A 21,217-nucleotide genomic window follows, 5' to 3' on the forward strand; every position below is an offset into this window, starting at 1 on the left:
TCTGTCCGAGATCCGCGCTGCGCTTAGGTCGCGTACGCCGTCGCGTCCCCGGCTGCGGCGAGTGGTCCGCGGTCCCCGCCCCGACGCCGTTCCCGCTCTGATCGCGAAGGCCTGTGCGTTCATCGGAGTACTGGACGTGCTGGCCGGCGTCTTCGCACGGTTCCGGCACAGCCGTGTGCACACGGTCGCGGAGGTGTTGCCGGGCGCGCTCGGTCCGTTCGCCGCCGCCCTCTCCCTCAGCGCCGGTCTTCTGCTGCTCCTGCTCGCACACGGGCTGCGCCGCCGCAAGCGCCGCGCCTGGCGGGCCGCCGTCGTACTGCTTCCGGTCGGCGCCGTGTCGCAGTTCACCGACCGGCACTCTGCCTTCGGCATGCTCATCTCACTGGTTCTGCTGACGCTGCTGATCCGCCATCGCCGTGAGTTCGCCGCCCTGCCCGACCCGCGCAGCCGCTGGCGCGCCCTTGCCAACTTCATTCTGTGGGGTGCCGCTTCGATGCTGCTCGGCCTGGTCATCGTCAGCGTCCAGGGCCGGCGAATGGTCGGCGACCCGAGCCTCACGGATCGCATCACGCACGTGCTGTACGGACTGTCCGGCTTCGAGGGCCCCGTCGAATACACCGGCCCCACCACCTCCTGGACGGTGGGCTTCTCCCTCGGCGCCCTCGGCCTGCTCACGGCGGTCACCACCATCTACCTCGCCTTCCGCCCCGAGCACCCGGCCGCCCGCCTCACCGAGGACGACGAGAGCCGGCTGCGCGCCCTGCTGGACAAGCACGGCCGCCGCGACTCCCTCGGACACTTCGCGCTGCGCCGCGACAAGGCCGTCGTCTTCTCCCCCAGCGGCAAGGCCGCCGTCACCTACCGCGTCGTCTCCGGAGTGATGCTCGCCAGCGGCGACCCCATCGGCGACGTCGAGGCCTGGCCCGGCGCCATCGAACGCTTCATGGACGAGGCCAAGGCCCACTCCTGGACCCCGGCCGTCATGGGCTGCTCCGAGACCGGCGCCGAGGTCTGGACCCGCGAGACCGGCCTCGACGCCCTCGAACTGGGCGACGAGGCGGTGGTGGACGTCGCGGATTTCTCCCTGGCCGGCCGCGCGATGCGCAACGTGCGCCAGATGGTCAAACGCATCGAACGCGCCGGTTACGAGACCCGGGTACGGCGCGTGGGTGACCTGGGCGAGGCCGAACTCGAGCGCGTCCGGCATGCCGCGGAGAACTGGCGCGGCACCGACACCGAGCGCGGCTTCTCCATGGCCCTCGGCCGCGTCGGCGACGCCACCGACGCCGACTGCCTCATCGCCACCGCCCACAAGGCCGACGAGGCCCCCGGCGAGTACGGCGACCTGAAGGCGATCCTGCACTTCGTGCCCTGGGGCCCCGACGGCGCCTCCCTCGACCTGATGCGACGCGACCGCTCGGCCGACCCCGGCATGAACGAACTGCTGATCGTCGCCGCACTCCAGGCCGCACCGAAGTTCGGCATCACGCGCGTGTCGCTGAACTTCGCCATGTTCCGCTCCGCCCTCGCCCGCGGCGAGAGGCTGGGCGCGGGCCCGGTGCTGCGCGCCTGGCGCGGCCTGCTGGTCTTCCTCTCCCGCTGGTTCCAGATCGAGTCCCTCTACAAGTTCAACGCCAAGTTCCAGCCCCGCTGGGAGCCCCGCTTCGTCGTCTACCGCGCCTCCGCCGATCTGCCCCGCATCGGCTTCGCCGCCATGCAGGCCGAAGGCTTCGTCACCCTCCCCCTCCCCCGCTTCCTGCGCCGTCGCACCGCCGCGGCCCGCGCGTGTGCGCACACGGTGGCGCAGAGCAGCGGGACATAGGCCGCAGCACGACTCGCACGGCCCCATCGGCAGGCTCGAACAGCCGCCGCGAGTCCGACGTGACCGGTGTCGGCCTCGCGCGGCAGGCGGCGAATTTCGCGCCCCGGTTCGCCGACCCCGTCAAGGCGCACCTCTCGCTCGGCTGTGCGAAAGGAGAAGCCTGTGCGGGAGTGCCGCAGCGAGATCAGCGGATCCTCGGCGGCTTCTCAGCAGCGCCGGAGTGCTATTCGGGGGCGCAGCCGTTCCAGTCCGCCTGGAGGATCTCGGCCATCAACCGGTCCTGCTCTTCGCTGAGCCGGCCGGCATTCGCTCTGGCACGGGCCTTGCAGAGCCACGGTCCGATCATGATGCGCTCTCCGTCGACATCGACCCATTCCCGGGCGCCCGGCGGGCGGTTCCAGCGCTCGACGAAGAGCCGAAGGATTTGCGCGGTCTTCTCGAAGGAACGACGAGGCCGCTTCGTGGGGGGCTGCCTCATCTGTCGCGTAGGAAGCAGAGGGGCGGCGGCTGGCGTCAGTTGCAGGCTGGCAAGGAGGTCGCGCTGTCCGGGGGCGAGCTGGTTCCAGGTGGAGAACTGGCGGTGCAGCCAGCTTCCCGCCTTCACCTCGTCGATCACCGTGTCGCGGCGCAGCGTGGTCGGGCTGTGACCGGCTTCGATGTGGCGTCGCAGGACGTGGTATTTGCGGTGCCAGTCGGGACCGTGCGGAAGGGTCCAGTGGGGGTCCAGGGCAGCGAGCTGGACCTGGCGGTCGGGGTGGAGGCGGTTGTTGCGGGCGAGGGCTCGCTGGCTGACGAGGAACTGTCCGCCGGGTTGGTCGAGGGGGATGGCGAGGTGGCCGTGCTCGGTGTGGAAGGCGGTGACGGTGGTGAGGTGGCCCTGCCAGACGGCTTCATGGTCGTCCCAGATCATGCCGAGCGCGTCGAGTTCGGTGATCCAGTCCTCGGTGAGGATGCCTTGCCTGCGGGCGGTGCGTTGGCCTGCGATGAAGGTGCCGAGCCGGTAGCCGTAGGCGTCCTCGTAGTCGGTGGGGACGCGCAGGTGGTGGTGTTCGGTGTGGAAGCGTGTGGCGGCCGCCAGGCCTGCGCGGCGTGGGGCGGAGAGGGCTGCGTTGTCGGCGGGCCAGGCGATCAGGTCCATTGCCCGGGCGATGGCATCGGGGTCGAGGGTGAAGTCGAAGCGGAAGCGGCGGGCCAGGAGCGTGCGGGTGCCCTGCTCGAGGCGGCGTTTGGCGGTGGTGCGGGGGGCACGGGCGGCGATGGTCTGGTCGTGGTGTCGCAGGGCGGCGGTGACGAGCCAGAGGGCTTCGTAGGGGGTGCCGAGGAGGTCGGTGGGGTCGGCGCCGTGGGGGATGTAGGCGGGGATGACGAGGCTGGCGGTCTTCGTGGCCTGGGTGGGGGGTTTACGCAGGGCACGGCCGAGGGCTTGGACGATGCGGCGGACGCTGGCAGTGCGGTCGGCGAAGACGACTGCGTCGACGGCCGGCAGATCGATGCCCTCCCCCAGCACTTGGGAGTTGGTCAGCACGGCGCGGTCGGCGGTGGCGAAGTCGGTGAGGATGTCGTGCCGCTGGCCAGGGTTGTGGGTGCCGTTGATCGACTGGACGACCAGGTCGCTAGCCCAGGCGGGCCGTTGGTCTTCGGAGAGAGTGCGCAGGGTGTGGGGGAACTGGCGGGCGAAGTCGGTGGCGTCGGCGACCTGCTGGAAGTACACGATCACGTGGTGGAGGTCGTGTTCGGTCATCGCTTTGAGGACCGCCAGGTGCAGTGCTGTGGTGCGGCGTGCGGTCGGGCCGAAGCCGGAGTGTGCCCGGGGGGTGGTGAGTACGGTGCGCAGGTGGGTGTCGGTGATTGTGGGGACGACCAGTTGGTAGTCGGCCAGAACTCCGTCTTCGATGGCGTCCGCGTGGGTGTAGGTGTGCAGGCGGGTGCCGAAGGTTTTGGTGTCTGCCATGGAGGCGACGAGGGCGGGAGTGTCCCATGCGGGGGCGGTGGTGGCGGTGCGTTTGGGCTGGGGGCGGGTGGTGGGTGCTTCTGTCAGGCGGGGCGGGTCCCATTCGTAGGGGGTGGCGGTCAGGTAGAGCCGGCGGTGGGCTCGGATGCGGGTGTGGTCGTGCAGGACGGTCCAGTCCTTGTCCCAGCTGCCTGCGGTGCGGTGTGCCTCGTCCACGATCAGCAGGTCGAAGGTCGGGGCGGGAGCGCGGGTGTGCTGGGTCTGTTCGATCTTCGGGAGGGAGTCGAGCGTGACGAAGACGGTGGCCTGCTCGTGCCGGGCCAGCCAGGTCGCCAGGAATTCCGGATTGTTGGTGCTGTGGACCGCTGCTCCGGCCAGGACGGGGTGCTTGGCCGCAGCCAGGGACGAGACGGCCATCATCGGCTCTGGGCGTCCGTCGTTGCGGGCTGTGCGGGCCCACTGCGAGATGAGGTCCAGGCTCGGCACGGCGATCAGCAGGTGTCGGGTGTCAAGGGCTTCGGCGGTCCGCAGCGCGGTGAGCGTTTTTCCTGTGCCGCAGGCCGACACCATGTGCCCGCGAGTGTGTGCGCGTGTTAGATGACGTGCCGCGCTGTCGACGGCCCGCTGCTGGTCCGGGCGTAGGGGGAGCCGGGCGGGGCGGGTGCGGGAGGCGGTGACGGCGGCGATCTCGGCGATGGGCTCCTCGGAGGGCATGAAACAAGATCCTCAGTGCGCGATGGAGCGGTGGCCGGCGAGATCCATCGTGTCGGGTGTCCTTCGCTGAGTGGTGTTGCGGGGGCTTGCGGGCTGGACCGGTCGGGCGGGGGTCGTGTCGTGCAACGTTAGGGGATGCCGCGGGGCTGGTCTGGAGGCTAGGCGAACAGGGCTTCCACCAGAACTGCTTGGAGCATTCCTGCTTCGAGGGCGGTCGTGATTTCGGCCGCCGAGGGGTCCCCGGTGAGGCCAGTGCACAGGACCGCGCAGGGCTCGTTCTGAAGCATCTTCCACATCGCGTCGGACAGAACGGTATTGGGGACGCGGAAAGTCTGCGTCTCTTCCTGGGTGGGGTCCTCGTAGTAGAGGCCCCTGAAGGTGCGGTCCTGGGTGGCGAAGACTGCCTTCCACTTTTGGTGGGCCTCGGGGATGGTCTCTCCCCGCCAGGTCGGCCAGATGAAGCGGCTTGGATCGACGTCGGTCTCGGCCAGGTGGGTGGCGGGGCTCACCACGATCACGATCACGTCGGTGCCCAGAGTGATTTCGTTGCTGCGGTTGGTCAGGCGGTTGACCTGTACCTGTGAGGTGGGGAGCGTGACGTGGGTGAGGCCGATGTTGAAGACAGGCAGCCGGCCGGGCGAGTGGGGCGGTGTCGTCATGATGCCGGAGTACTCCTGATTGAGGTCGTTCGGTTCTTTCGTGCTTTTGGGCTGCGGTACGTCTGGTGATGTCAGCCGGGGCTCGGGTCCCGGGGCGGCGGGCGCTGCCGGGAGGATCCGGTGCAGCTGTTCGTGCGGGGGGGCCGGAGCGGAGGGACGCCCGTGGTCCCGTGGTCTGCCGGTTGGTACGGCGGGTTCAGGGTGTGCGGTGCCGGTGGCGTGAGATCCAGCGCATGTCGAGGGCTTCCAGGGCATCCAGTTGTTCTCGCGAGAGGGCCTGCGGAAAACGCCGCTTCTCGGCGAGCCACCTTCCCAGGGCGAAGGCGGCGGCGTCCTCACAGGTGTAGTTGTAGGGAACGTCCAGGTGATGGTGGCGGCGGCGGTAGGCGTAGGCGGCCTGCAATCCTCGGGCGAAGGCCCGTTGGGAAGCGCCGCGCGGGCGGCGCAGCAGGAGGGCCAGGGGGTGCTCGATGGGGAGGTCGCCCAGGAGGTTGCGCTGGTAGGTCTCGAGCCTGTCGAGGTTGTCGATCTGTTCGGCCAGCCATTGGGTCAGCACAGGGGCGGCGCCGGTGAGTTGGTGCGGGCCGGGGAAAACCAGGGTGTTGTCGCGGGCGGCGGCGTGGGCGCGGGCGTAGGTGCGTTTCCATTCGGCTCTGCCTTTGGCGTTCCACCAGGGGTAGATCTCGTTCAGGGCCCGCTGGTAGCAGTGGGGCAGGCGACGGGTGTTGGCTTCCTTTCGGCTGTCGGCGAGCCAGCGGCCCAGGTGCAGGCCTTGGTGGTGTTCGGCCCACCGGGGTGCGAGGTGTCCGTGGCGGGTGACGTAGTCGCGGGCGATGAGGAGTTTGCGCTCGATGCTGTGCGGGGGGTGCTCCCAGATCATGTCGAGGGTGTCGAGCGCTGCGATGCGTTCGGGCAGGAGCAGGCCGTTGTTGCGCATGGAGCGTTGTGCGCCGATCCACCAGCCGAGGTAGAAGCGGCCGTCGTGGAGGTATCGGCTGGGGACGTCGAGGTGGCCGTTTTGGAGGTGGAAGTCTGTGGCGACTTCGAAGGCGGCCTCCCATACGCGGTTGGGGGCCATGACGTCGTTCAGGTCGAGAACGGGGATGATCTCGTCGGCGCGCTCCGGGGGCGGGGCGATCTGGGGTCCGGCGGGGTCGGCCGGGTACCGGAAGTGGTCGACGAGGTGGAAGGTGTGCTCGTCGTAGACGTCGAGGTCGATGAGGACCTTGTAGATCAGGTGGAAGGCGGTTTTCTTGACGGCCTCCTCGAGGGTTTCGCCGGGTGCCATGTAGATGGGGATGACGATGGTGGAGATCTTGTTGTCGCCTGGGGTCTGGCGCAGTGCGCGTCCGATGGACTGGACGATGTCGATGCTGCTGGTCTTGGGGTGGGCGAAGAGCAGAGAGTCGATGGCGGGGATGTCGACGCCTTCGGCGCAGCAGCGGCAGTTGGTGAGGACGGCCCGGCGGGGCGGCTGCTGTGAGGCGGGGGTGTTGAGGGGCGCGGAGGCGAAGTCGGTGTAGTTCTTGTGGCGTTCGAAGGGGCTCTGCCGGGAGTTGACGGTGCCGACCTGCAGGGGGGCGTGGTAGGCCGGGGGCATGAGGGCCGCGGTCTCGTGGAGTGTTTCGGCGAAGACGTCCGCTGCGGCGATGCAGGGGTGGAAGGTCAGGGTGCGGCGCAGGTCGTAGCGGTGCTGGGCGACCAGCAGGGCGACTTGGGCGGCTGCGGCACGCAAGGCTTCGCCGGTCCAGGTGTGTGCGGGGAGCCGGTTGAGGAGGCCTCGCAGGTCTTCGTCTCTGATCACGACGCCAGCGATGCGGTAGTCGGCGAGGAGCCCCTCGTCGATCGCCTCTCTCAGGGAGATGCGGTAGACGACGGGCCCGTAGATGCTCACGTCGTCCATGGAGGCGATGACGGTGTCGGCGCTAAGGCCCTTTTCGCGGGCTTTCTTCTCGTCGAAGATGCGGGGCGTCGCGGTCATGTAGAGGCGATGGCGGGCGGGCAGTTGGTCGTCGTGGTGGATGCGGGCCCAGGGTTTGTTGTAGTCACCGGCGGTGCGGTGGGCTTCATCGGCGATCACGACGTCCCAGCGGGGCAGGTGGAAGTCGCGGTGGGCTTCGACGACCTTGTCCAGGGAGTCGTAGGTGCAGAACACGTTGAGCGGCCCTGGGGTGTCGGCTGCCTGCCAGGCCAGGTCGTCGGCGGTGCCCACCATGGTGAGGATGCCGGCCAGGTACGGGTCTGCCGGGTGGCTTGAGGAGCAGACGCCGAGGTAGCGGCCGGGACGTCCTTCGCTGTGCCATTTCGCGGCGGTCTGTTCAAGGAGTCGCAGGGAGGGGACTGCCACCAGGGAGGCGCCTTGAGGCGCGGTTTCCTGGACGATATGCAGGGCTACCAAGGTCTTTCCGGTGCCGGTGGCCATGTAGACGCCGACGCGGCGGTAGCCCTCGATGAAGCTGCTGGCGGAGGTGTCGACGGCGATTTGCTGGCCTCCGCGCAGGCGGGTCTTCAGACGCGAGGCGGTCGCGGGGGCGGTCGTGTCCGGGCGGATGCGCGTCGTCGTGGCCATGGTCCTCCCCCGGTGACGGTGTGCACGTGCACCTGGTTCACAGGGTGAGATGGGTGTGCTGGGCGATGACTGGGCATTTGCCGGGGTTCACCCGAACGAGTGCTGGTGCTCTTGACCAGCCCCTGGCGGGCCGGTCACGGTGACCGTGGTGGCGGCTTCGGTGGAAGGGCAGCGGTGCTGGACGATCCCGGTCTGTACGGGCCTCGCTGGCCGCTGCCGCTGCGTGTGAGGCCGGTGCCGGGTGAGTCGACGGGGTCGTTCGTGAACCGGCTCGCGCACGCCAACTGCCTGAGCCTGGCTGCTTTCCTCGACCGCGTCGGGCAGGGCGAGGCATCCGCGTACCCCGAGCGGGTGGAGAAGTACCCGCAGTCCACCGAGATGTACATGAACGAGGCTGGGCTGCGCTATCTGGCTGTCCTTGCTGACCGGGCAGCTGGTCTTCTGCAGCAGGATCTGCCCAGCCTGGGCGCGGAACACCTGCTGCCCGGCCTGGAGGCGGCGCAGTGGAGGTGGCGCTGGGAGCCTGTGGCGGGGCACCTCGTGCGGTACTGCCCGTTGTGCGCTGATGCCCTGGGTGTCGGTGAGACGGTGTGGCTGATGTCGCCGGACAGCTGGCAGGTCTGTCTGCGGCACGGTTACTGGTCGGACGACTCCCGCGGTCGTGGTCCGGACTTCGTGCGGCTTGCCGAGCTGCCCGAGACGGTGACCGCGCAGCGCGTACGGCAGGAGCTGGCCGCAGAGTGGGGGCGGCCCGGTGAGGAGTTGTTCGCCGATGCCTTCCAGGTGGCGGTGTACTGGTGGACGCGGATGCCGGACACGGTGTGCTGGGTGCGGCGGGCCTGGACGGCTGGGCTGGACGCGCGGGAGATGCGGGCGGCCCCACTGGTGATCTACCCGGAAGTCGCGGAACTCGCGGGCGCCATGCTGGACTTCGAACGGGCGGGGCGGCGGGATACGGCGGACCGGTCCCGATGGCTTGCGGGCGTGGAGCAGTTGATGGCCGGGTGGGGGGTGGACGTGGCTGAAGGGCGTCAGGCGCTGCTGATGTGGCTGGGGCGCCACCGTAGGGGGGTGCCCGCGCCGTCCGGTCCGGCGGGCGGAAGCGGGCTGCTGCTTGGGGCGGGGCACAGCCGGATCGCGTCACGGACCGGTCCGGTGAGCCAACGCTCGTGCCTGCCCTGGCAGTTGGGCATGGCGGCCGCCGACATGTAGGCGTCATAAGAGTGGAGGGCTCACAACCGTACGGTTGTGAGCCCTCCACCTTGCAGTAGCGGGGACAGGATTTGAACCTGCGACCTCTGGGTTATGAGCCCAGCGAGCTACCGAGCTGCTCCACCCCGCGTCGGTGAACACCACCGTACGTCAGGGCGGCGGGCGCTGGAGACCATTATGGGCCGGGGTCGTGTGTTCCGGATCTTTCTGGCCCCTCGAGGTCGGCCTGACCTGGCCGTAGTTGCGGCGTCCGGCGCGCTGGCCCCGCTCATCGTCCGGGTCTCGTGACTCATTTCCCGGTCCGGAGCCTGTTGGTCCGGCATGGGATACTGGCTCGCCATGACACTGGCTCACGCCGCCACCAGCCGGCCCGTCGTGGATGTGGACAGCCCCGCCACTTGGCCCGGGCCGCTGGCAGATCTCATCCACAAGATCGCCGACGAAGCCGAACTGGATGAGCCGGAGCTGTACGTCGACTTGGAGTTGGAGGACAGGGAGGCGCAGATCCTCGACCTGCTCCGCGGTCACCTGCTGCGGGCGCAGCACTGCACCAGGCTGCTCGACCACGAGGCCGATGCGATTCGTGCCCATGGCCTGCGCCCCCTGGATGCCGCTCTCGTTGATGACCGCCTGAACCAGGCCCATGAGCGGGGCTATCTGACCGCCGCTGAGCGGGAGGTACTGCGCTCCCAGAGCATGGTCGCCCCGGGGAGGCAGAGGATGGGAAGTCGAGAGGGTCAGGTCTGCCTGACTCTCTCGGCCGAGGCCACCGCCCACGACATCGACGGGGCGTGGCGGCTGCTGTCCTTCTGGGGCGGCGAGGCGATCTACTGGCAGCACTGCGACGACCCTGCCGGTCTTGCTCAGAGACTGCGCAGCCTGGGCCGACCCACGCTGGTCACCGCCTACGTGGATCTCGCCAGTCCCGGCAGGCACCTCGTCTTCAAATCGGTGGTGCACACCTTCGTCGGCAAGGCCATCGGCTACGCCCCTGCCAACGCCGACGTCCTCTACCGCAACGCGATCCCGCCGCAGCACATCGAGTCCGTCGTCTTCCCCGGCGATCCAGCCTACGACCGGCTTCCGGGCCTGCCCACCGCGTGATGACCGCTCCGGTCACCCCGGTGAAGCGTCCGGCATCCCTCCCCCCGGCCCGAGAGATGGGCGGCGTCTACGCGGCGAAGCCGATGTTTTTGACGTACTCGTACTGGCCCCACTGGGAGCCGAGATCGGGCAGGACATCGGCGGTCCAGGCGTCGTCCAGGCCCTGGTGGTCACCGGCCGCCCAGGACGCGACGATCTTGTCCCAGCGGCGCACGTTCATCGTCCGGTGTGCCACCACCCGCTGGAGCTGGCGCGCCACGCCGGACTGGTCGAGGGGGTGGATCTCCACCCGGGTGCCGCGGCCCTCGCGGTTGAGGCGGGCGGTGAGGTGGCGGGCGACGTTGCGGCGCCGCACCGCCTGGTAGGCGGCGTCGATGCGTTCCAGGTTGGCCTTCGAGGGACGGCGGGTGCCCTCCAGCCATGCCTTCAGCGTCCGGTCGCTCACGGTCAGTCCGGCGTCCTTGGCTGCCTGCCAGGCCCTGTCCGACGTCGTCAGGTAGTGCAGTCGTGCCATCAGGCCGCGCCTGGCGGTCACCGGGGTGGCGATGTGAGCGGCGAGCCAGTCGAGCTGGCGGGCGACGGCTTCACTGCCCTTGATCCCGCTCGCGCCGAACTTCCCGAAGTCGATGTTCTTCTCCGGCATTTACTGCTCCTGCCCTGCGCCGGCTTCGGTGCCGGCGGTGTACGTGTCCTTGACCTTGACCTCGGTAACACCGCGGCCTTCAGGGAAGACACGGCGCCAGTCTCCGATGACGTGGAGTTCGTCGGTGCCCATCGCCCGTACGACCGTCAGTCCCGCGTCATGGGCCTTGAGCGCCTTCATCCAGAGGTTGGCGAAGGCCTGGGAGCGGATGATGTGCATCCAGTCCGGGCGGTAGAGCTCCCGGTTGTAGTTCGACTCCCCCATCGTGGACACGAACTTGGAGTACATCGCCTTCACGTATTCAAGCGTCAGCCCGTCGCCGTCAGCGATCGCGGTGTCACGGGCGTCCTTGAGGGCGATCCGGAACTTCTCCAGGAGGTTCTCGGTGGCTCCCGAGGTGTACGACTCGTGGATCTCGGGCGGCTCGCACAGGCGGTGCTTCGGGCCGGACAGGCGCAGCAGCAGGCGCAGGGTCGGCTCGGTGACCCACAGGGGGCCTGGTTCGTCGCGCTGGCCGATCGGGTTGGGCAGCACTGCGTCGTGCTCCCAGGCGGGCGGGGTGATCAGGTGGACTCCGGCGCGGCGCCGGTCGTGGGCGAAGCCCGTGGAGTGTTCCAGCTGGCCGAGCGGGAGGTGGGTCTTGAGCGCCGAGAGGTAGGCGCCGTTGATGTCGAGTGCGGTCACCTCGTTCTGGCCGGGCGGGAGGGCGGTGCGGGTCCATTTGGGGCGCGCCTCCCAGATCTGGTCGGCGCCCTTGGAGGTCTGCTTCTTGAGGATGTCGGGGATCCAGGGGTGGGCGATCACGTCGTAGCGGGCGCCCTTGCGGGTCTCGTCCAGCAGGCGCATCGCGTCCGGGATGGCCCGCTTCAGCAGGGCGGTGCTCGCGGCTTCGATATCGCCCTGGTGCTCGGCCAGCGCGGCGCGAACCGCTTCGTGGATCACGTCGCCCGGCCCGGACGGCTCTTGGAACGACCGTCCGCGCGGGGCCGCATCTTTCCCGCCGGACGAGCGGGGCGGGCGTGTTGTACGCGGCTCTTGGGCCTGGGTAGATGGCGCGGTGGGCGGATGCTTCGGGGTTTCGGTGGGCGTTGCCTGGCATTCGGAGGGGTTTAGGTGCTGAGCGAACCCCGCCACGCGTTGTTCGGCGGGACGGCCGCACAGTACGCACGGCTCGGGCACGGCGAGCAGCTCCACCTCGTCCTCGTCCTGGCCGGGTTCCAGCGAAGACGAAGAGGCGACGGCCGCCGCAGCAGTGCCCGACGCCACGGGCTGCTCCTCAGCCGGCATCGCCGTGTTCTCGGTGGCGGTGGCGAGCTTGGCTTTCAGTCCCTCCAACAGGTAGGCGTATTTGGTGCGGACCTCGCCGGCCGGGTCGCGGCCGCTCTCCCACCCGCTGAGGGTGGACGGGCTCACGCCGAGCGCGCGTGCCACCTGCGCCTTGGACAGCCGGGCCCGCTCCCGCAGCTCGCGGCGTACCTGGCAGGGCGGGAGTTCGGCCTGTGGGCCGACGGCGTCGAGCAGCGAGTCGATCGCGTCGAAGTCGCTCACCGGCCTGTCCCCTTCGTCTCGGCCCGGGCGGAACGGCGCCGGTCGGCGGGCAGCACCTCGCACGCTCTGGTCGGACCCGCCAGCAGGTCCAGCGCACTGATGCCGTAGTGCGCGGCCAGGACGTCGACGTCGCGCAGACTCCATGAAACGGCACCCGACTGCCGGCGCGAGACCTGCGTCTGCGTCAGTCCCAGCACCCCCGCGACCGACCGCTGCGAGTCACCCGTCACCTGCATCAATGCGGCCACCGTCAGCCGCAACGACTCCTCCAAGGCCAGTCCCATACCTCCAGCCTACCTGATCTGATGCAACTTTCGCATCTAAGAAAGCTTTTCAGTACTAATAATGCAGGAAAGCTTTCAGTTCCTGAGGGAGCTCAAGGTTCTCGGGCACGTGGGTGGCAGCGATCCAGGCCACCCCGATCACGCGGAATCCGTCGGGCCGCGCGCCGGGCTTCCCGTTTCGCCCAACGCGCCTCTTCCACCGCACGATCGGACAGGCATCGCGGGCACACGAGATCCAGGACACGGCGGCGCAGGGCCCGGCGCAGCCGAGGCATGGGCGGTGGCGGCCATCTGCGGCAGTGACGGTGCACCGTACGCGCCCGGGTGCCCAAGAGCGCAGCGACCACAGAAGCGTTGCCGGCATAACAGGCCAGAAGGAACGTCATCTGCGCCTGGTGACCGGCCGGGAATCGTGCGGCCAACTCGGCCTGCTCTTCCGGGTGGAGGAAGGCATCGTGACGCTCGCAACGCGGCGTCTTCCTGCTGTTCCGGGCGATACCCTGCGAACTGATGTCCATGACTTCAAGAGCCTGCCCGGGGCCGTCTGTGGACAGCGGACGGCCTCGACGCCGCGCGCCATCTCGCCACACTGGGCTTCGCCGACACCGGGCAGTGGGTATGGGCCGGGGAGCGAAATGCCTACCGGAGCTGTGCGACACATCGGGGCGTCAACGCCTCCGGGAGAGGACCGGGGACCGGCGCGGGGCCGCCTGATACGCCACCGCCGTCGGGATGCTGGTTGATCCAGGACAGGCCGCCGAGGTCGAGGCATCTGCGCGTGCGGGTGACGGCCACGTAGGCGAGGCGGGCTTCACCGTCATCGATAGGGCCTGGAAGAGCACAGCCGGTGTCGTCCTGCTGGTCACTGTCCGGGGGCGGGGTGAAGTCGTCGGCGATCTTCACGCGGGCCCATTCGCGGCCTTTGGCCTTGTGGGCGGTCGAGACGGTCACCTCTGCCTGGTTTTCGGGGGCGAGCTGGGCGACGGCGGCCAGGATGGCGTCGGTGCCGAGGGTGTCCACAAGGTCGACCAGCGGCTGCAGGTCACGTCCGGCCGGGTCGTGGGCGGCGTAGTCCTGCAGGTCGCCCCAGGCGGTGAACAGAACGAGTTCGGGGTGGGTGGTGCGGCGACCTTCCTTCAGGTCACGGGCGGCCAGGGCCAGGGCGCGCAGGCTGTCTCCGCCCCCGACCAGGGCCACCCGGTATCCGGCGGCCAGGAGGTCCATGACCTGGGCCATGGCACCGACGTTGGTACGGCACAGCACCGCGTCGGGCCGGGTGACAGGGCCGAGGTCGGTGGGCACGCTCTCGCTGCCGGTGAGGCGGATCGGGGCGTCGGCGATGGCCAGCCAGCGGTTGGCCTCCTCGGCGAGCTGAGGGCCGAAGCGGAAGGACTTCGACAGGGCGAGTTGGGTGCCGTCGAAGCCGGTCATGACGTCCTTGGCGCCGCGCCAGTGGTAGATGGCCTGGGCGGAGTCGCCGACCATGACGAGTTGGGCGTGGCTGCGCTGATTGAGGAAGATCTGTTCGACGACGGGGTTAGTGTCCTGGGCCTCGTCGAGGAGGAGGAAGTCGGCGTCGATTTTCGGGGCCGTGAGGGCCCAGATTTTCAGGTAGTGGTCGTGGTCGAAGCGGACCGCGCCGTCGCCGGGGTGCTGGAGGTCGTTCCACGCCTTGCTGGCGAAGGGCACGATGTGGGCGGCGAGTTCGGCGTGCAGGCCGCGGTCTTCCAGCCCGCGTAGGCGTGGGACGTGGTGGCGGGTGATGACGGGGTCGGCGCTGTGGCAGAAGCGGGCCACCGTACGCAGAGCGGCGTTGGAGAGCGTTCTTTGTGACAGATCGCGTTCGCCAATCCGGATGGCTTTGGTGATGCCGAGGGCCTGCCCGGTCTGCCAGGCGGGGCGGCGGGGGGCGTTGAGACAGTGGGCGTAGCGGTGGCCGACGGCGGCGTAGGCCAGGGCGTGGGCGGTCTTGCACAGGACGCTTCGGGGGAAGCGGGCAGTGGCGTCCTGTGCGATGGCCCGGTTGTAGGCGAGGTAGCGGCCGCGGCGCCGCGTGGCGTGGGCGAGCTGGGCCAGCGTGGTGGTCTTGCCGGTACCCGCGCCGGCTTGCAGGGCCAGGTGATCGCCGGCGTGGAAGGCGTCGGCCGCGGCGGCCTGTTCGTCGGTCGGCTTCAGCACGGCGCGGCTCCGGAAGTGCGGGTCAGGGCGTGTCCGACGGCCGCGACGAGATGGGCGGGGGTGGTGTGGGCGAGCAGCTGCTGCACGGCACAGTCGAGGCGGTCGGCCTCATCGCTGGCGTGCTGGGCCAGGGCCCGGTAAAGGGCCAGCTCCACGAAGCGTTGAGGGGTCTGTGCTGCGCGGTCGGCCGCCGCCGCGATAGCGGTGTGTGCGGCGCGCGGGAAGGCCACGTTGAGGAGGATCTTGCCGCTTCGGTCGGGGTAGTGCGTGGTGATGACGTCGATGGGCAGCTGTGTGCCGATCCGGCGGCGCAGTCGGGTGAGGGCCTTTCCCGGGGTCTTGGCGCGTACGACGGTCATGAGCCGGGTGGCGTCGTGGTTGGCGGCGAGCGGCATCGTGCGGGCGGCGTGATGGAGTTCGGTCGCGGTGAGGGATCGGGTCAGAGCGATTTCCAGGGCGTGGTGCGCCATCGTCATGCCGCGCCTCCGGGGTCGTGCGGGAGACGGGTGCGGATGTGCACTGCGTGCCGGAGGGGATCGAAGACCTGCCATCCGGCCAGCGTCAGGTCGGCGGCGCCGTGGGTGACGGCGTGTGCGGGGCACCGCTGGATACGCCAGCGCCGCTGCTCGGCGTGAGGCAGCCAGCTGAGGTCGTAGACAGCCATCGTCTGTGCGGGCAGGACGAGTTGGCCGCGTCGAGGGCCGATGGACAGCAGTCTCCAGGCTCCAGCCGGGCTGTCCGGGGCCAGGACGGGGCGGAGGCAACGGTGGCGGTGGTTCGTCTGGGCTACGCAGCGGATGGCCTCCACAGGGCCCTCAGCGAGGTAGCAGCCCAGCAGCATCCGCACGACCGGCCGGGCGGGGCGGTCGGTGTCGGCGGGCGCCGCACTGGCGGGGGGAAGCGTGGGGGTGAAGGCGCCGGTGTCGATCAGACGGCGGGTTCGGACAGCGAGTTGGCGGCGCACCGACTCCAGAGGCGGGCCGATCCGGCAGGTGAGCGTGCGCCGTGGGCAGAGCACAGCGTGCGGGATGCGGCACCATGCACTGCCGTCGCCGTGCGGGTGGGCGATGCCGGAGCTCAGGTGCCAGCGGCAGGAGCCGGGGACGTGAACGGCGGTCAGTTCGGCGGGATGCAGGGCGATGGGCCGCCCGTCGGCGCGCTGGTAGAAGTCGATGCGGTTGCCGCAGCGGCGGCAGCGGCCGCTCTGGCCGGCGCGCAGCAGACGGCTGGGGCTGGTGGCGGCCACTCGCAGCGGACGGCGTACCGGCACCGTGCGGGGGCCGCCGTCCCAGTGGCAGCCAGTGGGGGCGGAGTTGGGGCGCATAGCGAGGACGGTGCCAAGCGACACGCCCCTGGAGCGGGGCAGGCGGGCGGACAGTCCCCCGAGCGGCCCAGCGATACCGAACGCCAGCACGATGCACCGCACGCGCGTTCTGCACGTGTTCGCCGGTCCGGGTGATTTACGCCGCGCGCCGGGCCTGGCGCGGTGGAGGTCAGGCCCCCTTGGATCCGGGCGGGGTGTGGTTGTCGCAGAGCGGGCCGAGCAGGTGCTCGATGGGGACGTCGAAGGCGTGCGCGAGGGCGTGCCAGGTGGTGACCGTGCCGGCGGCTCGGCCGTGTTCGAGGTCGATCAGCGTGCGCCGGGCCAGGCCGCTGCGGCCGGCGAGTTCGTCGAAGGTCCACTCGCGCGCGTTCCTCAGCCGCGCCAGCGTCACACGCAGGGCGTCGCGGTCCGGGTCGGGCGGCAAGATCGTCACCCCACCATCCGACGGTGCAGACACCTGCCCTGTCAGTGCGGATTTCTGCACTATCAGTGCAGGTGGGCGCGCCGGGCGCCCGCTCTGCGCGAGTGCAGGGATCTGCACTACGGTGCGGGCGGCTCCCGCGTACGTCCGGGAGGCCACCGCGCGAGGCCGACGCGGACCAGAACGGAGGAACAACGAGCCGATGCGGCTTGCCAGCACACACGCCACGGTGCAGCGCATCTGGACGGTGCACCTGCGCCCGCAGACGGGCGGGCCGGCCCTGACCTGTCCCCGCTGCGCACACAGCCCTGTCCTGCCAGCCACCTCCGCCCGCTCGGCCGCCCTCACCCATCTGGCCCGCCACGCCCGCGCCGACGCGCTGCCCGGGCATCTGCGCACCTGCCAGTGCCGGACGAGAGGCTGCCACTGGCACCCCCGCCACCGCGGCTGCGCGGGACCTGTCCTGCTCGCCCTGACCTGCGACCGCAGCGGGCGCGCATGGCGGCTGGCCGATGCCTGCGCCGCCTGCGCGGCGGCGATGAGCCACACCGCCGTCGTGCCGCCCACGCTGCTCGGCACCGGCCGCGCCCTGCCGGCCGCCGGCAGGGCGCGCCCTGCGCGCAACACGCCCGCGTTCGGCCCGGCAGAACAGCAGCGCGTACGCGAAATGCTCACCTACCTCGCCACAGCGCTGCCCCGCTTCTCCTCCCCCGCCGCCCGGCTGCTCGCCCTGCAGTGCGCACTGCGCGCCGACCGCCACGGGCAGATCCGCCTGCCCCACGGGTTCCTGCGCGGCATGCGGCTTCATGGCCGCGCGGAGCTGTGGCTCGAGCTGGAGCACGCCGGCTGGCTGCACCGCCCCAGCCGCAGATGCTCCCCCGTCCAGGCACAGCTGCTCGACGCCGCCGTCCTCCACCAGGCCCCCGGACGCACCGGGCGCGTCCGCGCCGCCCAATGGGCCCTGCAACCCGCTCCACTGGCCCTCTCGCCCGCCCTGCCCTCCGCCCTGCGGCTGACCGCACTCGCCCTCGCCGCTCACAGCACTGCCGGGGCGGGCGGGGGCGAGCTCGATGCCCTCACCCACCAGTGCGGGCAGCCGCCCCAGCAACTGGAGGACCTCCTCGACCAACTGGTCCGCACCCGCCTCGTGACCGCCTGGCACCATCATCACGACAGCGGCGAGGTCCGGTGGGAGCTGCCCGCGCACTCTCCGCGCGGCGAAGACGCCGCACGATCCGAAGCCTTCTCACGGCAGCCGAGAAGCAGTCCGTGACGGCCCGTAAGTTCTTCGGAAGACCGGGCCACTACTGGGGCAGTGCACCCCAGGAGCGGCCCGGCCGGCCCTCTCCTCCGCCCCAGGGCGGGAGTGCTCAGCGGCGGGGAAGGGCCAGGAGGTTGTTGGTCAACCGGCCGTCGGCGCGGGTCTGCAGGTACTTCTCGCCGCGCGGCGGGGTCACCACGACGACCTCCGCCCGGTGGCCGCCCGCATCGCTCGTGTAGGCCTGGCCGTTCTTATCTTCGATCCAGGTGACGATCTGCGCCCGGGTGTTGTCGCCGGTCTTGCCGTCCGCCGGGTCGGTCCACCACAGGTGGGTGATGTGCTCGTGCATGGTGCCGCCGGACAGGCGTACCGCGGTGATCTGGATGGCCATGGTTCTCTTCTGCCGGCCTTGCCCGACGGAGTTCCGGAGCCGGCGCCGGGACTCGTCACCCCGGGTGCGGGGTGCTTCGCCTGGGACGGACGACGTAACTCGCGGGTAGCGCAACGGGAGTGTCCTGGAGGGGCTGGCGGGGTGTCAGGAGCAGTCGAGGCAGCGGTCGCTGCCGTCGGCGAACATCGCGGGCGGATGCTTGATGAAGCATCCCGGGCACAGGCGTTCGTTCACGCGCGGTGTGCATGCGCAGCGGCCGCACTCGGGGCAGTGGGGGACGCGGCATGCGGAGCAGGCGGGATCGAAGGAGCGGTACTCCTCGTCGCAGTGTGCGCAGAGGTAGTCGCCTGCCTGGGGGCCGGTGTCCTTGGTGGGGGGCGTGAAGCGGCGCCAGGGGGCGGAGTCGGTGACGAGGACGGCGACCAGGTAGCCGCCCATCGGCGCGGTCTGCGCGTGCAATTCCCGTCCCAGGATGCCGTCGCGGTAGCGGACTTGGGTGCGCCCTTGCGCGCGTCCGGGGCCGGAGGCGCGGGCCCGGTCGATGACCGGGATGTCGCCCTGGAAGCTTCCTCGGCGCAGGGGTGGCAGGCCGTGGGAGGCGGCGAAGGCTATTCGGCCGCCGTCATCGAGCAGGAGGATGTGTCCGGGGGCGGGCAGATGCTGGACGGCGCGCACGCATACGGCCATGCGGGAGGCGGCTCCCGCCCGCCACAGGTCGGCGACCGTGTCAGCGGTGGGGCCGGCGGCATCCAGGTGGTGGTCGACGAGCGGGGTGGGCAGCAGGATCTCGGCGGCGAAGGCGTCGCAGGCCGCGTCCTCCAGCTGCAGGCCGCCGTCGGACTGGCTCTCGAAGGCCGTCATCAGGTCGAAGCTGTTCTTCTGGAGGTGGTGGCCCAGCTCGTGCAGGGCGGTGAAGTCCCGGCGGGCGGGACTGGCCGCCTCGGCGACGGAGATCCGCGCAGGCGGCCCGACGTCGTAGGCGCCTGCCACACTGCAGCGGGAACCGGCCTGGCTTTCGGGGACAAGGTCGACGGTCAGCTCCGGCCAGGTCTGCAGTTCGGTGAAGGCCGAGCGCGCCAGGCGCTGCGCTGCGCCCGGGGTGTGCGTCTCCAGTTCCGCCAGCATCGCGGTGGCCTGGTGACGTGCAGTGGCTGCGAGTACGTAGTTGACCACAGCTGACCTCGCTAGTGCAGGTGGAGTTCGAAGTAGCGGTCCGTTCTCGCACCCCAGTCGGTGGTGCTGCCTTCCTGGCGTGCCGCCAGGGCGTAGATTCCGAAGGCGGCTCGGCGGCGGGCGTCGGGTTCGCTCGTCGCGGTGCGGGTGGCGAGGGCGCGTACCTGGGGGCGGCGCGAGGGGCGGCCGAGTTCGTGGATCACGGGGGCGGGCAGGGCCGGATTGGCCGCCAGGACCTCATCGGCGCCAACACCGAGTACTGCGGCGAGGCTTTCTGCCTGCTCGGGCGCGAGCGGTGCTTGTCCCCGCCACACCGCCAGGGCGTGGGGGGGCTGCAGGCCCAGTTGTGAGGCCAGCTGTTTGATGGTGATGCCTCGGCGCTGCAGCAGTTCGGGCAGGACCCCCGATCCGTGTGGCACCCACTGTGCGCCGCTCAGTTCCGCGAGGCCGTCAGCAAGGACGGCCCGGTACTCGGCCGCTGCGGCCGTGGGGTGCGGCGTGGTGCTCCCCCATGTCGCGCCCGGCGGCACCTCGTGGGGGAGGGTCGGGCCCGTGGAGGCGGGCAGTGGCAGGGTCAACTGGCTGATCTGGCGGTCCAGCACGTACCAGGGCAGGGACAGTTGCAGTCCCCACCACAGGGCCAGCGGCTGCTCCAGTGTGGAGGCGCCGGCGGGCAGCAGCAGGGTGTCCGTGTCGGCGTAGCGTTCGAAGGAGACTGGAACAGCCTGCACCGTGTCGTCTGCGACCGCGGTGATCACCAGCAGCTGGATGGTGTCGGCCCAGACCGCTCTCCAGATCTGGCTGGGCTCAGGATCCCGGGGCGGCGCAGTGGCGACCTCCCGGACGGCGGCGGGCACTTTCAGTCCCGCCGCAGCAGCTACCAGCCGCTCGTAGGCGCTGCTCTGGGCAGGGTTCATCGTGTCTCCCCCTCTCCTCGGCTGTGGTCCATCTGCGCATTCTCTTCTCACTGGATACGGACGACGTCACAGGGGCGGCTCAGGGGGTGGGTCCTCGCAGCGTCGTAGCAGCGCTCGCATGACCGCTTCTCGGTCCCTGTCCTCGGACAGGGCAAGCCGGAGCTTTTCCTTCAGCCCTGCCAGAACGGCCCCGGCCTGGGCCTGTCCGATCTCCAGCAGCTGCGCTGCATGATGGGCGTCTTCGTCCAGGTAGGGCAGCAGTAGCCGCTCGTTGGCAGTCAGCCGCTGCCAGATGTCTTCAGCGTCGCCGCCGGCGCCCGTGGAGTCGGCAAGGGTCGCCACCGTGCCGGTTTCGGCCGGATCGACGAATGCCCCGTCGTCGGCGAAGAGCGTGGCGAAACGGGCCGGGGCCAACAGCCCGAACCGTGACTCGAGGACCTTGGCGAGGTCTTCCTCCCGCACCGCCCCCTGGGCGTGCCGGAGGACCTGCATGAGAACGGTCATGAGGGCCTGGACCGTTTTACGGGGTGTGGGCCCGGAGCGGTTCCAGCGGGTGATCCCGACGCCGTCCACGCGCGAGGCCTCGGCGATGAGATCGTCGAGGTCGCCCTGCCACACCGCGTCCTCGGGCAGGCCGTTCAGTGCCCACCGCGGCGGGGAGCCCGGCCTGCGGCGGAAGGACGTGTCCTCGCTCATCAGCCGGGCGATGCGGCGCCGCAGTTTGCCCCGCGGGGTCTTTTTCGCCTCGTCGATGAGGAAGTTCTTGATCGACGCGAGGAACAGCCGCTCCAGCGTGGCCTCGCTGATGGCCAGCGCGAAGCAGGCGGTCACGAACTTCTGGCCTGCGCCCTCGCGGGTCAGCATGGCCGTGATCACGTCGTAGGCCGCGTCGTCGCTCCACTGCGTGTATCCCTCGGGCGGGGGAAACCCCGACGCACGGCGCACCTGGTGGACCATGCGCAGCAGCAGTTCCAGCGTCTTCGGCCCGGGTTCGCCCGTCTGCGACAGCTCTTCGTACGCTCCACCCGTCACCGGCTCACCCCCCG

Annotated in this window: 18 protein-coding genes and 1 tRNA gene; 4 read left to right on the forward strand and 15 right to left on the reverse strand. The window is 70.3% G+C overall.

Features of this window, described 5'->3' with window-relative positions:
- Positions 1 to 52: 52 nt before the first annotated feature.
- Positions 53 to 1,822, forward strand: a complete 1,770-nt coding sequence (locus ACZ5SK_RS41695) for a phosphatidylglycerol lysyltransferase domain-containing protein (protein WP_468577574.1) — start codon at positions 53 to 55, stop codon at positions 1,820 to 1,822.
- 223 nt (positions 1,823 to 2,045) lie between these two features.
- Here the strand turns inward: ACZ5SK_RS41695 and ACZ5SK_RS41700 are convergent, their stop codons facing one another.
- The 3 genes from ACZ5SK_RS41700 to ACZ5SK_RS41710 all read right to left on the reverse strand — a co-directional run bounded on the left by ACZ5SK_RS41700 (position 2,046) and on the right by ACZ5SK_RS41710 (position 7,715).
- Complete coding sequence (locus tag ACZ5SK_RS41700; protein ID WP_468577540.1) at positions 2,046 to 4,487, reverse strand: helicase associated domain-containing protein; 2,442 nt, start codon at positions 4,485 to 4,487, stop codon at positions 2,046 to 2,048.
- Between the two features lie 158 nt (positions 4,488 to 4,645).
- A complete protein-coding gene (locus ACZ5SK_RS41705; RefSeq protein WP_457495604.1) occupies positions 4,646 to 5,146 on the reverse strand; it encodes a hypothetical protein in 501 nt (166 codons plus the stop codon).
- A gap of 196 nt (positions 5,147 to 5,342) precedes the next feature.
- On the reverse strand, positions 5,343 to 7,715 hold the full coding sequence (locus ACZ5SK_RS41710) for a helicase associated domain-containing protein (protein ID WP_468577542.1): 2,373 nt from the start codon (positions 7,713 to 7,715) through the stop codon (positions 5,343 to 5,345).
- Between the two features lie 105 nt (positions 7,716 to 7,820).
- Between ACZ5SK_RS41710 and ACZ5SK_RS41715 the strand changes: the two genes are divergently transcribed.
- Entirely contained in the window at positions 7,821 to 8,927 is a 1,107-nt protein-coding gene (locus tag ACZ5SK_RS41715) for a TniQ family protein (RefSeq protein WP_457495602.1), read from the forward strand.
- A 56-nt stretch (positions 8,928 to 8,983) separates the two neighbouring features.
- Here the strand turns inward: ACZ5SK_RS41715 and ACZ5SK_RS41720 are convergent.
- Positions 8,984 to 9,057 (reverse strand) — tRNA-Met (locus ACZ5SK_RS41720).
- Between the two features lie 209 nt (positions 9,058 to 9,266).
- Between ACZ5SK_RS41720 and ACZ5SK_RS41725 the strand changes: the two genes are divergently transcribed.
- A complete protein-coding gene (locus ACZ5SK_RS41725; protein WP_457495601.1) occupies positions 9,267 to 10,031 on the forward strand; it encodes a hypothetical protein in 765 nt (254 codons plus the stop codon).
- Between the two features lie 67 nt (positions 10,032 to 10,098).
- Here ACZ5SK_RS41725 and ACZ5SK_RS41730 read toward each other — a convergent pair whose 3' ends face one another.
- From ACZ5SK_RS41730 to ACZ5SK_RS41760, 7 genes are all read right to left on the reverse strand, one after another.
- On the reverse strand, positions 10,099 to 10,674 hold the full coding sequence (locus ACZ5SK_RS41730; protein ID WP_457495600.1) for a transcriptional regulator: 576 nt from the start codon (positions 10,672 to 10,674) through the stop codon (positions 10,099 to 10,101).
- Positions 10,675 to 12,222 (reverse strand): helix-turn-helix domain-containing protein, encoded by a 1,548-nt coding sequence (locus ACZ5SK_RS41735; RefSeq protein WP_468577545.1) that lies wholly within the window; start codon positions 12,220 to 12,222, stop codon positions 10,675 to 10,677.
- Positions 12,219 to 12,506: a helix-turn-helix domain-containing protein gene (locus tag ACZ5SK_RS41740; protein WP_338674639.1), complete on the reverse strand. Its 288-nt coding sequence runs from the start codon at positions 12,504 to 12,506 to the stop codon at positions 12,219 to 12,221. The genes ACZ5SK_RS41735 and ACZ5SK_RS41740 overlap by 4 nt, the downstream gene beginning before the upstream one ends.
- Positions 12,507 to 13,145: 639 nt before the next feature.
- A complete protein-coding gene (locus tag ACZ5SK_RS41745; protein WP_468577575.1) occupies positions 13,146 to 14,681 on the reverse strand; it encodes a UvrD-helicase domain-containing protein in 1,536 nt (511 codons plus the stop codon).
- The gene (locus ACZ5SK_RS41750; RefSeq protein WP_468577547.1) at positions 14,678 to 15,160 is read right to left on the reverse strand and encodes a hypothetical protein; all 483 of its coding nucleotides are present in this window, start codon (positions 15,158 to 15,160) and stop codon (positions 14,678 to 14,680) included. Before ACZ5SK_RS41750 ends, ACZ5SK_RS41745 begins: the two co-directional genes overlap by 4 nt.
- On the reverse strand, positions 15,157 to 16,008 hold the full coding sequence (locus tag ACZ5SK_RS41755; RefSeq protein ID WP_468577549.1) for a DUF6083 domain-containing protein: 852 nt from the start codon (positions 16,006 to 16,008) through the stop codon (positions 15,157 to 15,159). Before ACZ5SK_RS41755 ends, ACZ5SK_RS41750 begins: the two co-directional genes overlap by 4 nt.
- Before the next feature lie 169 nt (positions 16,009 to 16,177).
- Positions 16,178 to 16,441 (reverse strand): helix-turn-helix transcriptional regulator, encoded by a 264-nt coding sequence (locus tag ACZ5SK_RS41760; protein ID WP_230193441.1) that lies wholly within the window; start codon positions 16,439 to 16,441, stop codon positions 16,178 to 16,180.
- A 190-nt stretch (positions 16,442 to 16,631) separates the two neighbouring features.
- Between ACZ5SK_RS41760 and ACZ5SK_RS41765 the strand changes: the two genes are divergently transcribed.
- On the forward strand, positions 16,632 to 17,702 hold the full coding sequence (locus tag ACZ5SK_RS41765; RefSeq protein ID WP_468577551.1) for a hypothetical protein: 1,071 nt from the start codon (positions 16,632 to 16,634) through the stop codon (positions 17,700 to 17,702).
- Positions 17,703 to 17,799: 97 nt separating this feature from the next.
- Here ACZ5SK_RS41765 and ACZ5SK_RS41770 read toward each other — a convergent pair whose 3' ends face one another.
- From ACZ5SK_RS41770 to ACZ5SK_RS41785, 4 genes are all read right to left on the reverse strand, one after another.
- Complete coding sequence (locus ACZ5SK_RS41770) at positions 17,800 to 18,081, reverse strand: DUF3892 domain-containing protein (RefSeq protein ID WP_457495596.1); 282 nt, start codon at positions 18,079 to 18,081, stop codon at positions 17,800 to 17,802.
- 144 nt (positions 18,082 to 18,225) lie between these two features.
- The gene (locus ACZ5SK_RS41775) at positions 18,226 to 19,254 is read right to left on the reverse strand and encodes an ImmA/IrrE family metallo-endopeptidase (protein WP_468577553.1); all 1,029 of its coding nucleotides are present in this window, start codon (positions 19,252 to 19,254) and stop codon (positions 18,226 to 18,228) included.
- An 11-nt stretch (positions 19,255 to 19,265) separates the two neighbouring features.
- Positions 19,266 to 20,171, reverse strand: a complete 906-nt coding sequence (locus ACZ5SK_RS41780) for a helix-turn-helix domain-containing protein (protein ID WP_468577555.1) — start codon at positions 20,169 to 20,171, stop codon at positions 19,266 to 19,268.
- A gap of 66 nt (positions 20,172 to 20,237) precedes the next feature.
- Complete coding sequence (locus ACZ5SK_RS41785; protein WP_468577557.1) at positions 20,238 to 21,203, reverse strand: hypothetical protein; 966 nt, start codon at positions 21,201 to 21,203, stop codon at positions 20,238 to 20,240.
- Between the last annotated feature and the right edge of the window lie 14 nt (positions 21,204 to 21,217).

Source organism: Streptomyces sp. NPDC031474 (assembly GCF_055581185.1).

Bases quoted from the DNA above. Each gene is read 5' to 3' on its own strand.
- ACZ5SK_RS41700 (WP_468577540.1), bottom strand. From the start codon at position 4,487: ATGCCCTCCGAGGAGCCCATCGCCGAGATCGCCGCCGTCACCGCCTCC.
- ACZ5SK_RS41705 (WP_457495604.1), bottom strand. From the start codon at position 5,146: ATGACGACACCGCCCCACTCGCCCGGCCGGCTGCCTGTCTTCAACATC.
- ACZ5SK_RS41710 (WP_468577542.1), bottom strand. From the start codon at position 7,715: ATGGCCACGACGACGCGCATCCGCCCGGACACGACCGCCCCCGCGACC.
- ACZ5SK_RS41725 (WP_457495601.1), top strand. From the start codon at position 9,267: ATGACACTGGCTCACGCCGCCACCAGCCGGCCCGTCGTGGATGTGGAC.
- ACZ5SK_RS41730 (WP_457495600.1), bottom strand. From the start codon at position 10,674: ATGCCGGAGAAGAACATCGACTTCGGGAAGTTCGGCGCGAGCGGGATC.
- ACZ5SK_RS41740 (WP_338674639.1), bottom strand. From the start codon at position 12,506: ATGGGACTGGCCTTGGAGGAGTCGTTGCGGCTGACGGTGGCCGCATTG.
- ACZ5SK_RS41750 (WP_468577547.1), bottom strand. From the start codon at position 15,160: ATGACGATGGCGCACCACGCCCTGGAAATCGCTCTGACCCGATCCCTC.
- ACZ5SK_RS41755 (WP_468577549.1), bottom strand. From the start codon at position 16,008: ATGCGCCCCAACTCCGCCCCCACTGGCTGCCACTGGGACGGCGGCCCC.
- ACZ5SK_RS41765 (WP_468577551.1), top strand. From the start codon at position 16,632: ATGCGGCTTGCCAGCACACACGCCACGGTGCAGCGCATCTGGACGGTG.
- ACZ5SK_RS41770 (WP_457495596.1), bottom strand. From the start codon at position 18,081: ATGGCCATCCAGATCACCGCGGTACGCCTGTCCGGCGGCACCATGCAC.
- ACZ5SK_RS41780 (WP_468577555.1), bottom strand. From the start codon at position 20,171: ATGAACCCTGCCCAGAGCAGCGCCTACGAGCGGCTGGTAGCTGCTGCG.